The sequence below is a fragment of the Spiroplasma endosymbiont of Amphibalanus improvisus genome, from assembly GCF_964030645.1.
Lineage (GTDB): Bacteria > Bacillota_I > Bacilli_A > Mycoplasmatales > Mycoplasmataceae > CAXIPX01.
The window spans coordinates 1-14655 of the sequence record NZ_CAXIPX010000001.1; the positions used below are offsets into that span (position 1 = coordinate 1).

Consider the following 14655-nt stretch of genomic DNA (forward strand, 5'->3'; position numbering starts at 1 on the left):
TAATGTCTATAAATATTTAAAGCTTCATTTAATTCATCTATTTTTGTATCATCGAATAAATCAAAATAAGTTACATGATTAAATAATTCATATATTATTGTCGCCCCAATTAAAGATCTTTCTTCTAGATTAATATGTTCACTAAATTTTTTAATTATATCTTTAGTATATTTTAATTTATTGACATCTTTTTTGCTTAATCTAAATATAAAAACAGTGTTTTCATCAAATGAATCCATAATAAATGAATTAATGTTTTTTGTGATATTAAAAATAATATTAGTAAAAATGTAATAATTATGTGTAAAAATTATTACATTTTTTTCAAAAGAATTTAATTGGTTTACAATAATTTGAATATTATCCAAATCAAAGGAAGAAAAAACATCATCTATAATCAATCATTTCTTATCATTTGCAAAAATAAAAGATAAAATTATCGCAATAATATTTTTTTGTCCCTCAGATGCATAATTTAAAAATTTTTCTTTAGTAACAGTTTTATTTCAATTCAAAAAATGCAATGATGGCAAATTGTTTTTTTTATTTATTTCAATGTCAATTTTTCATTTCAATGTTTTTATATTAGTTATTTTATTTTTTATTTCTTCAAAAACATTATTATATTTTTTAAGATAAAACTTTTTAGTAGTTATTAAATCACTAGTCATTTTTTTATAATCATTGTTACTTTTATTATTTTTTAAAAAAATTATAAAGGCATCTGCATCTAATTCAAACGACTTATCTTCAAACATCCATCTTATTTGATTAACCAATACCTTATATTCACTAATGTTTATATTTTTTTCATCTAAAAATTTTTCTTTGATTTGCAAATATTTTTTTAAAATATTAAAACTATCTTTATTTATAAAATTAAAATTTTTAACATCTGGATTTAATTTTAATTCTGAAACATCATCATTGTATTCTTTTATAAAATTAGGAAATAAACTATTTTTAGTAAAGAAAATATCATATACAGAAATTTTATCATTTCTTATAAAATTAAAAAATAATTCCTCACTATCAATATTAAAATTTAAATTTATAAAAAATCAAAATTTTACAACATCATCTAAATATTTTATTTTGTTTTTTTCTGAATATGTATCTAAATCACCATATTTTATTGGTATTACAACATCATTAAATATTTTTCTTTTTCAAAACAATATATCTTCTATATTATTATTATGTAAATTTTCATAATCAATTCTTAAGGAACTAATTTTTCCAATTAAAATATTATTTTTGTAATTAAAAATGAATGAATCATTATAGCCAAGAAAAGTATGTTTCAAATGCTGTCCAACACTAGATTCAGTATCTTTAAAAATTTTACTTTGTAAGGTCAGTCATTCTTTAAATTCATCAAATTTTTTATTCTTTTTGCTGTATTCCTGCTCTATCATTCGTAAAATTTTTTTTGATATATTTTCGTCATTAATATCAAAACAATTATTTAATGTTTGTGACTCTAATATATAAAAATTATTATTTGGTTTAAAATCAATTTTTTCTAAAGAGATGGATTCATTAATCCCTCTACCGTCTATGCTGATTTTACATTCACTGTTATTATTTTTGCATTTGAAACCGTTAACTATTGATGTCTTACCACTACCATTTGGTGCAAATACAACATTATATTTTTTACTAAAATCTAAAATGATTTCATTTTTAATACCATATAGATCTTTTACTTTTACCTTCATGTTATTTACCAATCAATACAAAATATTTCATATAAAATAATTATATAGAAAATAAAATGATTTTGAATTTTAGTTTACTAGTAATGAAATTAATTTTTTTTGGACTAAATTTATTTTTCTTAAAAGTTCTGTTGAAGCTGACATCAATTTAAATAATTCTTTAATTATAATTTCATAATTTGGATTGAATTTATTTTTATCAAAAAAAATATTTAATGATTTATCATTCAATCCTTGCATAGTTGTTCCTGTTGAATAAATTTCTTTAAATTTAAAAAAAGAATCTGACATTAAAACTGAGAACTGTGAATATTTATATTTATCTGAATACAATCCCCTCATTCCACTTGAAATTATTAAATTTTTAAGATTTTTATATTTTGTAAATAAAATTTTTCTTTCGCCTTCTAATCTTGAAATATAAAGATTATTAGGAGTTAATAATATTTTGGCTCTTGAAGGTGGTTCTTTAAAATAATTATAACCACTTATTTCATTATTAAAATCACCGATTTCACCAGTTCTAGAATAATAACAATTATTAAATTTTTCTTCTTTTTGTTTTGATAAATTGAAAGATTCTTTTCCATAATTTAAAATCATATCTCCATATTTAGAAATAATATTTATTATTTTTAATTTCAAACTATTTAAAACAAAAGAAATATTTTCTATAGGCTCTATAATGTCAATTATAATTTGACATTTCTTTTTACAATTTTCCAAATTATCCAAAGGTATATATTTTATATATTTCAAAAATAATTCTTTATTGCTTTCTATAATGTCAATTATAGATTTTTGAGTTTCGATGTCAGGTATTTTAATTTTTCAGTCCATTAAATCAGGTGGATTTAATTTTGGCATAGTTGAACCAGATGATGAAAGACTTATCAATTCTTGCATATGAGATTTACAATATAAATAAAAATATTTGTTTAAACAAATATTTTTATTTATATTGTATTTTACTAGATACCCAGCAAAAGCAATTTCTTCATCTTTATTGTGGTAATAAACATCTATAGTTCCTGCTCTAGAAATTAAAAAATCATTTTTTTGCAACATTTTAGAATTATCATTAGTATATTTTGTGATTATGAAACTATTGATTTCAGATTGAGTTAAATATTTATATTTACCTTCATCTTCTGCTGCTAAACCAGAACCATAAACAGGTTTACTGCTTCATATATCTTTAAATTTTATAATAGCCATTATAATCAACCTCTTTATATATAAATCATACTATATTTATAAAGGTATTAATATATTAAAAGAGAGGATTTATTATTATGGAAAAATTTTTATTTTATCTATATAAAAATAATTATTCTAAAAATACTATTTATGCTTATAAAAGTTCATTAAATAAATATTTAAAGTATATTAATCATAAAATTAATAAGAACTCTACTAAAGAATATATTATTTATCTTATTCACAATTATGAACCAGCTAGTGTGGAATTTCATAAACAAGTATTAATTAAATACTTAAAATATTTAAAAATTAAATGAATTAATATTATTAATGAAATTAGAACACCAAAAATTAATCGTAAATTATTTAAAATAATTAATTATTATGATTTTAATAAGATATTAAAAACAGTTAAACATAAAACTCATTATCAATTATTTCAATTATTATATTTTACTGGCATTCGAATCTCAGAAATTAAAAAATCATCAATTCAAAATAATAATTTATTAGTTAATGGTAAAGGAAATAAAATTAGAACTGTACCATTAATCTTTAATCTCACAAAAGAAGAACATCACGTATTAAAAGCTATTAGTAGGCATAATGTCTATAAATATATTCATCTCTATTTTGATAGTTGAGTAACACCACATACTTTTCGCAGATCATTTTGTACTCACTTATCCAAGGAAGGTGCTAATATTAAAATTATCCAAAAACTAATGGGTCACTCTAAATTAGAAACTACCGCTAGTTACATGCACTTTAACGAAAATGATATTAAAAAAGAAATTAATAAATATTTCTAAAATAAAAGCGACTAATATTATTAGTCGCTTTTATAATGGCTATTATAAAAAAATATAAACTAGGTGATATCGGAACATTTAAAGGTGGAATATCAACTTTAAATAAAGAAAGATATGGTCAAGGTGTTAAATTTTTAAATTATATGGATATTTTTAGAAATTTTTATATTGACGATAATATAAATTTAAAAAAATATAATGCAAAAGAATCGGAAATAGAAAAATATAATTGTTTATGAGGTGACGCCTTCTTTACTGCTTCATCGGAAACACCAGATGAAATTGCTTTCTCTACATTATATTTATCTTCTTCTCCAGCTATCTTTAATGGTTTTTCTAAAAGATTTAGATTTGATCATAATATATTATTACCAAAATATGCTTCATATTTATTCAGAAGTAATAGTTTTAGACATGAAGTTCAAAAATATGCTACTGGATATACTAGATTTAATATCTCTCAGCAAGATTTGCAAAAGGTAATTATTCAAATACCTGATTTAAATACTCAACAATCTATAATTGACATTATAGAACCAATTGAAAAAATAATATCTATTTTAGAAAAAATAATATCTAAAATTAATAAAAAAGAAATTTTAATTCAGAATTTTAATTCAGACTCTACAAATAATAAAATTAAAAACATAATCACAAAATATTCAAATGGTTATGCCTATAAAAAAACAGATATAATTGATGCAGGGAAATATAAAATATTTAAAATTAGAAATATTTTAGACAAGCAACAATTTGAACTAACAAATCTTGAAAAAAATAATTTAGCACAACCTGGTGATGTTATAACAGGTTTATCTGGCACTATTGGCAGTGCAGATATTATAACTGATAATAATTGAGTCAATAATCAAAGAACACTTTTGTTAAGAACGGATTATAGTTTGCAAGTTAAAAGTGCTATAGAATATTACAAAAATATATTACTGACCAATGCAACTGGAGCTGCCCAAAAAAATATAACTCATAATGATATTATGGATTTAAATATTTATATTGACAAATATGAAAAACATATGAAAAATTATAATCTTTCATATGTTAATAAATTAAAAATTATAAATAAATTAAAAATATTAAAAAATTATTTAATTAACTTCTTAATAAAATAAATAAATACAAAAACTTATTTATAATTATTTATTACGAAATTTCATTCAAAGTTCATAAAATATGAATAATGTTTATTCCATTACCAATTAAGATAATTTTGTTTTTCATAATTTTAATTTCCTTTAACATATATTATATTTAAAACATATTTATAAAAAGAAAAAAACTTAGTTTTTCTATTTAAATTTTTTGAAAAAAAAATATTTTAATTCTAAAATTAAAATAAATATACTTTATGTCTATAAATATTTTAATGGAAAATTTAATTTTATGAAATTTAAAAACTTAAATATTGAATCAATAAATTTTATAATTATTTTAAATTATTTATTTTATAATTATTTTTAATACAAGGTAGAATTTCATTCTCATATTTATCATATTTGCTTTGCATTTTTGAATGATTAGAAATATTTCATGATGTTATGTCTATGTAAGGTAATTCTTTAAATTTAAAGTTATTATTTAATAATTCAATTTCAAATGTTTTATCAAGTATTTTATTTCCGTATGTATTACCATCTAATCTATATGAAATTATAAATTTATAAAATTTATTCTGATTAGACAGAAAAACTTTCTGATTATTTTGAATTTTATATTTTATACCTGTTGGATCATATATTTCCATCCCTCTTAAAATAGCATTTTTCGGAGCTTCATCATCTTCAATTTCATATATATTATAAGTCCTAATCCATAAAATATTAAGTCCTCCCTTTCCTATAAATTTATCTATCTCTCATTCCAACTCTATTAAATTAGGATTTTTAAGTAAATAATTTTTAATTTCCAATAATAAATTTTTTCAATCATCAAGAGCAAGCAAATACTGAACTTTATTTGACAAAACAGGTAAATTGTAATCGAATTTTTTATTATAATGAGGTTCATTTTTAGTAGAATAGATATATCTTTTAAATAAAAGCATCATAAATTTTTCAAATGGATCTGTTATTTCTGTCCCTTTATGAAATGTCCCATCAAAATATTGTTTTCTATAATACAAACACATCTCTTTTATACTTATAGGATTATGTGATTTTTCAAATAATATATACATTCATGCATTAACATAACGATGAGCAATTTCAAATATATTTTTTATGTCATATTCTAGAGGATTAGAGTTATTTCTTAAACATTTAAAAATAGCATTAAATTTAGAATAATTAGAGGAAGCATTCAATATTGAATTGCGACCTTTGCCACAATTCAAAACAGCATCGAAACATTCTGCAAAGCCAAAAGAATAATTATCTTTAAATAATAATATTAAATTTAAAACACATTTATCTACAAAATCATAAAAAGTAATTTTATTGTTAATATCTCAATTAGAAAATAATATATTTTCTAATTGAGATATTTTTAATGCTGAAAAATTCGAATCAATATAACCCTGTATATATCTACCTAAAATATAATTTAACATTTTTTGTCTATTTTTTTTATTGATTCATTTAATTTTATTTTGAAAATTAGAAATTTTCATAGAATTCATAACTTTTGGAAAAAAATCATCACCTCTTATCGGACTCATAATAGAATATACAAAATAGACAATATCATCTGCATGTAAATTATTTTTATTCAATTCAATGTCTGCATTTATATTTTCTAAAAGATATTCACAATAAATTCTATTATATTTATTTTTCTCCGATAATATTTTTAAATCTTCAAAATTTAATTTGGAATATTTAATCGTGCAATCAATCAGTTTATCATCTAATAATTTATGGGAAAACACAGGAATTTTTATAAGTTCTTTTTTTACAAAATTTAAAATTGTGTTTGATTCTAATTTTAGTATTTTACATCAACATATAAAATGATGCGGTTGTGTCTTTCAAAGTTCAATAAATACTTTTTTTGTATCTGGTTTTAAACTATTGAAATTTAAATTTTTGATTTCATCTATGTAATCTCTTAAAAATAAATGACAAGTTAAATTTAAGTGAGAATATATGTAACTTTTTTTCTCTTGATTAAATTGAATTATATTTTTTTTCTTTAAATTTTGAAATTCTAAACTATTATCCTCATCAATTTTAAAGGGGTTGATTTTAATTTTATTTTTAAAATATTCCATTTCCTTCTTATAATCTGGAAAAGCTTCTTTGAAAACTCTTTCAAAAGCTTTTCAAATTATAGAATGTCATTCTTTGTCTTTTATTTTTTTTACATATTCCTTGTCATCTAATAAATTGCACATAAGATATTTTTCTCTTATAGAAAAAGAATTATTTCATTCATATTTTTTAATCTTATTTCACCCTTTTGATATTACAATTTCTTCACTAGGATTTATGTTATAACCTTCAAACATTTTTAAACTATTTCAACCAGAAAAAATTATAAAAATGTTTTTATCTTTTAAAATTTCTTGCAATTTACTTTCATCAAAATCATTAGATTCATTTATTGCATCAAAAATATAAAATATTTTTTCGTCATCAATTTCTGATAATTTTGTTATTTTCTTAATTTCTTGGATATAATTTGGTTTATCATTAGTAATTCAATTATTTATGTACTCAGTTTTCCCTGAACCTGATGGTCCTCATAAATAAAAACTATTTTTATAAGATTGTGAAAATAGAAAATTTTGAATTACATTATCATTATCAGGATTATCTTTGTTAAAAAATCACTTACTAATTCTTTGATTTAGCATTGAAGCGAAAAGATTATAATCTTCTGTTTGAAATATTTTTAATGTTGTTTCAATCTTGTTCTTGTCCATTGTAGCAATCCTTTAATATTTATTTTTTTCTTGAATTAAATCATAATATTTTTTCAATTTATACAAAGGTGTTTCAAAAATTGCGTCTCATCGAAGATTATTTAAATGTAAAATATGTTCTACACTTAAAATTAATTGTTCATTTCATTCCACAATTTTATTATTATCAGAAGAACTATTTTTTATTTCTTTTTCTATTTTTTCTATTTTGAATCTGATTTGTAAAGCAAGCATATACTTATTGATAATGTAATCTAAAATATTTTTAAATTTCAATAATGGATTATAATTTAACACAAAATTAGTAATCTTCTCATCAGACTGTGCCACTGCAATTATTTTTAAGTAAATCATGTTTTGAAAAGCGAAATTTGCAGCGGAAATTGTATTTGAAAATTTTGATGCAAAATCTGAAAAATTAGTATTAGATTTTTTAAAATGTCTATAATTTTTATTTAAAAAATCTTTTATTTTTTTAATTTCATTATCATCAAAATCATTAAAATATTGATCAATAATTTCATGGAATATAGTAGCGCAAAATAATGCTTTACTCTTTTCACAAGATGTTTCTAATTTTAATAAACAAGAATTCTTTTGAAGATCATTAATTTCTTCTGGTTTGATGCTTGTTACGATTATTTGTTCATTACCATAAGTGTCTAAAAATGAAGCTTGAATATTTTCTTTTTCTAATTCTGAATTATTTATTGAAAAAATTAAATTAGTAAATAAATTATAGTTGTGTGTTAGCAATATTCATTTCTTTTTTAACCCCATAAAATAATTAACTAATAACTGTGTATTATCTAAATCTAAAGATGTAAAAATATCATCCATAATAATTAGTTCATATTGATCTGATTGAATTAAATATAAAATAGTTTTTAAAACTTTAATTTGCCCAGTAGAAAAATTAATATTAGTAGTTATATCTAATTCTTCATCATCATTATAATTTATTAATTTTAAATTTTCTTTATATTGTGTTATATGCTTTATTTTTATATTTCATTTCAAAAAAGATGCCTTTAATAAATTATTATTCAATTCATCGGCAATACTATTGAAGTTATAAGGAAAATTTATTTTATTATTTTCAATGTCATCAAAAATTTTATTTAATTGAATATTATTATTTTGAAAATAAATCAATACACACTCTAAAAATAAATATTCTTTATATTTTTCTAGCGAATTTTTTATTTCCTTATAAGATATAGTAGAATTATCTAAATCCTGTTGTTCGTTAAATTTAAATATATTTTCATTGTAAATTTTTTTACCATAGCAAGTTTTTTTACCATTTACAAAATCAGCTAGAAATAAAACTATTTCTTTTATTAGTGTAGTATCGAAATTATCTTTATTATTAAGCGAATTTTTATAATCATCACTTTTTTGAATTAAATTTAAATTATCTTCAATTGTTTTTTTAATTTTTTTACTATTAAAAGACTTTAAATCTGTAATTAATTCTTCAATATAATCTGAATGATCGTTAATGGGGTCAACTATATCTTCATAAAGATAACCATATATAAAGCCTAATCTTTTTATATTACTGCTTAATGGTATTTTGCCTTCAATATATTTAATTGCATTTTTATATTTTTCTATTAAATCTTCATAAATCAATACAGAAAACTGTTTATAATATTTATCTGAAATTGTATTGTAAATGATTTTTTCTACTTCAATTTTTTCTAATGTATGATCATTAATATTTAATTTATTTATTTTATCATCATTAACCCACAATACATTAGATTTATAATCCATGAAATTCGAATTATTATTTTTAATATAATGAATTTCATTATCATTATCATCTAAAAATGATATATATGAAGATTCTGGAACATTTTTAGATAACTTCAATTCATCAAATGTTAATGATGATTTATTTTTATTGCCAATTCCGTGTTGCAAAGCTTTAGCGATAGAAGTTTTACCGACACCATTAGGAGCAAAAATTACATTTTTATTTTTAATAGGGATTTCAATTTTATTTTTAATTCCAAAATAATTTTTTATAACTAATTTCATAAATAAATTTAATCCTTTATTCATATAAATTTAAAGTTAGAAATATTATTTTTATTAATTTTATATTAGTATTTATTATATGTTTTTTAGAATTTTAAAAATAATTCTTCTCATTATTTTTTCTATTAATAATAAAATATTATTTTAATTTTTACGCAATTAAAACATCTTTAAATTTTGTTGGATTTTCTTTTAAGTAATCTCATATTTTTATTTGAAGAAACATTTTAGTAGAGCATTCTCCGCTATCATCATCTTCTTCTCTAATAGGATTTATTAAAGGATTTATTAAAATAATTAAAATATATTCATCACATTTAATGTAGTTTTCTATTTTTCTATTTTTATTTTCAATCGCTTTTATTGCAGCATCATACTGAGAGGTTTCCATTACTTTTTCTTTTTTAATTATTTGAGAAAATTGTTTTTCTGTCACATTAGATATAACATTTGGTATTTTAGCCCTTGTGACTTCTACACCAATTTTTTTATCTTTATATTCAAAAATTAAGTCTGGACTTTTATGACTTTCACCATTTACATGCCATTTTATTTTAGCAGCTTGAAGAAGTTTTAATCACGTTTTTGTAGGTATGCAATAATTAGGTCTTAATAAATAAACTATTTCTTCATGTACAGGAATGGGAATGGGAATCTTTTTTTTATTTATAAAAGTGGTGTCTAACTCATTAGTTTCAAAACCTTTCGGTATAAAAAAGATATTAGTTCTATCTGAATTTTTATCTTTTTTATTTTTTCATTCTTTTAAATATTGTTCATAATTTTTTTCAGAAAGAATATTTAAATTTTTTAAAATTATTTCTTTTTTTTCATTATCTTTGACAGATGGATAAGGATAATAAGAATTATATATTTCGTTCAAAAGTATAACTGCATTTTTAGATAATACCTTAGACCCATTATATTCTTCAAATAATTCTATTTTATTAAATTCACAAAGTAGTTTTTCTATATCACTCTTATTCATCACTTACTCCTAAATTATTTGTATTAAATTATAAAAAATTATTTATTTAATATTTATTTTTTATATATTCATTATTTAATTTATTTGATTTTCAAATCTATAAATTTAAAAATTATCTATAAGAATTAATTATTTATATTATTTTATTTTTTATATTAAATCATAATATTTTTTTAATTTATATAAAGGTGTTTCGAAAATTGCGTCTCAACGTAGATTATTTAAATGTAATATCATTTCAGAAAATTCATAAATATTTAAAATTAATTTTTGATATTTGTTTCTATCTCTGCCATATTTTTTTTCGATTAAAAATCTAATTTTAAGAGCCACCATATACTTATGTAAAATATATTGAAATGTTTTATTAAAACTCTCAAATTTTTCAATATCATAAGAAAGAACAAACTCAGATATAGACTCATCAGTTTTTTTTTCATTTTCAGAAATAAAGGCTAAAGATTTTATAAATTTTGATAATGCCAAATTAATTTTATTTTCAGAATTAAATATTTTTCAATTTAAATTTTTAAAACTTTGCTCACATGTCAAATAATGTCTATATTCTTCCAAATATTCTATTAATGTTTTTACCGAATGATTTTCATCATTAAAATATTGAACAAGTAATTCTCTTGCTATAGTTGCTGATAATAAAATTTGACTTTTTTTATCTTCATTATTATTTAAATTATCAAATAATTGATATTTATTTTTAAAATTTTCGATTTCAGATTCTTGAACTTTTATTTTTATAACTTCATTATTTTTTAATGAATCCAAAATAATGGATTGAGTGTTTTCATATGGTAAAGTACTTTGTTTTCATGATTTTTTCTAAAATCTTCTTTTAGAATTTCAAATTCTTCTTCTGTTAATTTTTTTCATGACAAATTTTCATCAAAAATAAAATCTATAAAATAATATTGTTTATTAAATTTAATGAAAGGTATTTGTAAATTTTTTAAAAATAAATGGTGGACAATTTTTTCAAATCATTCATTATCTGAAGGCGATCCCGATACATCAAATAATTCTCAATCAAAGTAAACTATTTGCACTTCTGAATCTTTTTGTTTTACAACCTCAAATGAATTATGATCAGCAATGATACCTAGATTTTCAATTAAAAAATCTTGGTTTTCAGAAAGTTCTTGGTACATTCTTTTAATTCTTTTCATAAATTTTAAATCCCTAATTTAATTAATATTTTTATTATTCAAATCCTTCTAATAAATTTTCTATCAATAATAATTTATCATTATCTTTTCTTAATTTAGCTTTAATTTTGCAAATAACTAATTCCTTTTTAATATGTTTAAATACATCTTCTGTATGTTTAGTTGACACAATTTCTACATCTAAAACACCAAAAACATCTTCTTTTACAGATACATTATACAAACCAGAACCTAATGGTCTTACATTCACCTTGATCAATGAACTAATTTTATCTTCATCAATTTCACCATCAGCACCAACAAATTTTTCTAATTTATCTTGCATAGATTTAGAAATACTTTTTCGAATACTATTTCTAATTGTTATAGTTACAGAAGTTACAATTGCATAAGTTATAGATCTTATTATTGCATCTATAATCATATCAATTACATAATCTAACATAATTTTAATCTCCAGTATAATTTTATAAATATTATGATTGTATTTTATCATAAATGGTTTTTTATTTTAAAATTATCTTTTGCTTACAATATATTATCGATATTTTATTTATTGATTTTATTTATATTTTTAATAATAGCCAGCAGTTTCTTTTGTCACTTTATTGTATTTATCAAATCTCTGATTATCTTTTCTTAAATAATTAATACTTGTGGAATAATAATTGGTACTATCTAATTTATTATATATTAAAATAAATAATCAAGAATTTTCTTTATTTCATATATGTATGAAATAAAATTGTATATATTAAAAAGGAACTATTAAAATTAATTATCAGTTATAATAATTTTAATATTTTAGAGGTTTAAAAATGAATAATCATAAAATAAAAATATATTTCAGTGATCAATATCCAGGCATTAAACTTATGGAAATGACAAATAGTAATATAGATTTATTACTATTACCCCAAGAACATACTTCTTATCTAAAAAATGAAAAAGCTGGAAATGAGTATTCTAAAAAAGCTGGAATATATATTCTGATTGGTAAAAATAATGATGATGGGAAAAAATATGCTTATATTGGACAAACAAAAGAATTATTAAAAAGAATTGAACAACATAGAAAAGATGTAAAGATAAAAGATGATTTTAATTTAAAACAAGATTTTAATTATTTAATATTTATTAGTACAATAAATAATTTATTAGGATCAACTGAAAGATTTTATATAGAAAAACAGTTAATTGAAAGTGCTAATTTAAATAGTGATTTTAAAGTTATAAATGAAAATTATGGAACTCATTCCAATGTTAATAGTAAAGAAGCTGGAGTTTATAATCAATTTATTAATAATATAAAAAAATTATTAATAATTATTGGTGAAGATATTTTCCAAACTAAAACAAATAATATTCAAGAAATAATCGTAAATACAAAAATTATTGATGATTCCATTACCACTACATATAATGAAAAAAATAAATTATACTTAAAAGACTCAGAAAATAATAACTACTATGCATAAGCATTTTATGTTAATGGGAAATTTACAGTTCTAAAAGGTTCTTGAACTAAAGTTCAAGAATTTCCTGATAATATATATAAATGTAAAAGTAAGGGTTACCCTGTTCTTTTTGAAAAAATGTTAAAAGAAAATAAATTAATATAAGGAAGATAATAAATATACATTAGCTACAGATTATATATTCAATTCACCTAGTCAAGGTGCTTGTATATTAAAAAGAAATATCTGTAATGGTTGGACAGAATGAAAAAATTTTCAAGGTGTTGAAATTGACAAAATTTATCGCAATAACTAATATAATAATATATGACACAAAAATAAGATTATTAAAAATTAATTAAATATAAATTAATTTTTAATATATATTCAATTAAATAAGGATTTATTTATAATGCAAAGCAACAAAACAACAATTTATTCTAGTGATCAATATAAAGGAATGAAATCAATGAGTATGACTAGTAGTAACATTGATTTACTACTATTACCCCAAGAACATCTTAACTTTTTAAGCAAAGAAGAACTTGGTAGAGATTATGCAAATAAAGCAGGAATTTACATATTAGTTGGTACAAATAATTTAAATAATGAAGAACATGTATACATTGGACAAACAACACATTTTGAAGAAAGATTAAAACAACATAGTAAAAATGAAACGAATGAAGATTATAATATTAAACAAAACTTTGAATTTTTAATTTTTATCACAACCAATGATAATTCATTAAGTTCAACAGAATTATTTTATATAGAAAAAAGTTTAATTCACCTATCTAGTAGAAATGAAAAAATAAATGTTCAAAATGGTAATAAGGGCCAAGGTGCTAACATCAGTAAAAAAGAAGCTGGAGTTTGAAACAAATTTATTAATGATATTGAAAAGTTATTAGAAATAATTAATATTGACATATTTAAAATAAAAACTTCTAACATTAAAAAGTTAAAAAATAAAGATACTCAACAAGATAATTTAGCAATAAATGATGAATATAATGATAAAAATAAATTATTTTTAAAACATAAAGATTATTATGCAGAAGCATTTTATGTTAATGGGAAATTTACAGTTCTTAAAGGTTCTTGAACTCAAATTAAAGACTTTCCTGAACATATTTACAAAAAGAAAAGAACCGAGATTTTTGTATTTAAAAAACTTTTAGAAGAAAATATTTTAATTTTAAAAGAAAATAAATATATTTTAACAAAGGATTATGTTTTCAATTCACCAAGTCAAGGTGCGGCCATTTTTAGAAGAAATGCTTCGAATGGTTGAACAGAATGAAAAAATCAAGATTTAAAAACTATGAGTGATATTTATAGAAAATAATTTAATAAAATTA

At 20.1% G+C, this 14655-nt stretch carries 12 protein-coding genes; 4 read left to right on the forward strand and 8 right to left on the reverse strand.

The window, feature by feature from the left end:
- Together AAHM77_RS00005 and AAHM77_RS00010 are read right to left on the reverse strand one after the other, a co-directional pair.
- Positions 1 to 1721, reverse strand: a 1721-nt coding sequence (locus AAHM77_RS00005) for a hypothetical protein (protein ID WP_342252081.1), incomplete at its 3' end; no start/stop codon positions are given.
- A 69-nt stretch (positions 1722 to 1790) separates the two neighbouring features.
- Entirely contained in the window at positions 1791 to 2939 is a 1149-nt protein-coding gene (locus AAHM77_RS00010; protein WP_342252082.1) for a restriction endonuclease subunit S, read from the reverse strand.
- 77 nt (positions 2940 to 3016) lie between these two features.
- Here AAHM77_RS00010 and AAHM77_RS00015 point away from each other — a divergent pair, with 77 nt between their 5' ends.
- Entirely contained in the window at positions 3017 to 3736 is a 720-nt protein-coding gene (locus AAHM77_RS00015; RefSeq protein WP_342252083.1) for a tyrosine-type recombinase/integrase, read from the forward strand.
- Positions 3737 to 3771: 35 nt separating this feature from the next.
- A complete protein-coding gene (locus AAHM77_RS00020) occupies positions 3772 to 4866 on the forward strand; it encodes a restriction endonuclease subunit S (RefSeq protein WP_342252084.1) in 1095 nt (364 codons plus the stop codon).
- A gap of 314 nt (positions 4867 to 5180) precedes the next feature.
- Here AAHM77_RS00020 and AAHM77_RS00025 read toward each other — a convergent pair whose 3' ends face one another.
- The 6 genes from AAHM77_RS00025 to AAHM77_RS00050 all read right to left on the reverse strand — a co-directional run bounded on the left by AAHM77_RS00025 (position 5181) and on the right by AAHM77_RS00050 (position 12279).
- On the reverse strand, positions 5181 to 7616 hold the full coding sequence (locus tag AAHM77_RS00025) for a hypothetical protein (RefSeq protein WP_342252085.1): 2436 nt from the start codon (positions 7614 to 7616) through the stop codon (positions 5181 to 5183).
- A gap of 12 nt (positions 7617 to 7628) precedes the next feature.
- Positions 7629 to 9665: a hypothetical protein gene (locus AAHM77_RS00030; RefSeq protein WP_342252086.1), complete on the reverse strand. Its 2037-nt coding sequence runs from the start codon at positions 9663 to 9665 to the stop codon at positions 7629 to 7631.
- Between the two features lie 151 nt (positions 9666 to 9816).
- Entirely contained in the window at positions 9817 to 10653 is an 837-nt protein-coding gene (locus AAHM77_RS00035) for a hypothetical protein (protein ID WP_342252087.1), read from the reverse strand.
- Positions 10654 to 10803: 150 nt separating this feature from the next.
- Positions 10804 to 11436 (reverse strand): hypothetical protein, encoded by a 633-nt coding sequence (locus AAHM77_RS00040; RefSeq protein WP_342252088.1) that lies wholly within the window; start codon positions 11434 to 11436, stop codon positions 10804 to 10806.
- Entirely contained in the window at positions 11424 to 11834 is a 411-nt protein-coding gene (locus AAHM77_RS00045) for a hypothetical protein (RefSeq protein WP_342252089.1), read from the reverse strand. Before AAHM77_RS00045 ends, AAHM77_RS00040 begins: the two co-directional genes overlap by 13 nt.
- A gap of 34 nt (positions 11835 to 11868) precedes the next feature.
- Positions 11869 to 12279 (reverse strand): hypothetical protein, encoded by a 411-nt coding sequence (locus AAHM77_RS00050; RefSeq protein ID WP_342252090.1) that lies wholly within the window; start codon positions 12277 to 12279, stop codon positions 11869 to 11871.
- A 373-nt stretch (positions 12280 to 12652) separates the two neighbouring features.
- Between AAHM77_RS00050 and AAHM77_RS00055 the strand changes: the two genes are divergently transcribed.
- Both AAHM77_RS00055 and AAHM77_RS00060 read left to right on the forward strand, forming a co-directional pair.
- The gene (locus AAHM77_RS00055; protein WP_342252091.1) at positions 12653 to 13312 is read left to right on the forward strand and encodes a GIY-YIG nuclease family protein; all 660 of its coding nucleotides are present in this window, start codon (positions 12653 to 12655) and stop codon (positions 13310 to 13312) included.
- A 391-nt stretch (positions 13313 to 13703) separates the two neighbouring features.
- The gene (locus tag AAHM77_RS00060; RefSeq protein ID WP_342252092.1) at positions 13704 to 14642 is read left to right on the forward strand and encodes a DUF4357 domain-containing protein; all 939 of its coding nucleotides are present in this window, start codon (positions 13704 to 13706) and stop codon (positions 14640 to 14642) included.
- Positions 14643 to 14655: the final 13 nt, after the last annotated feature.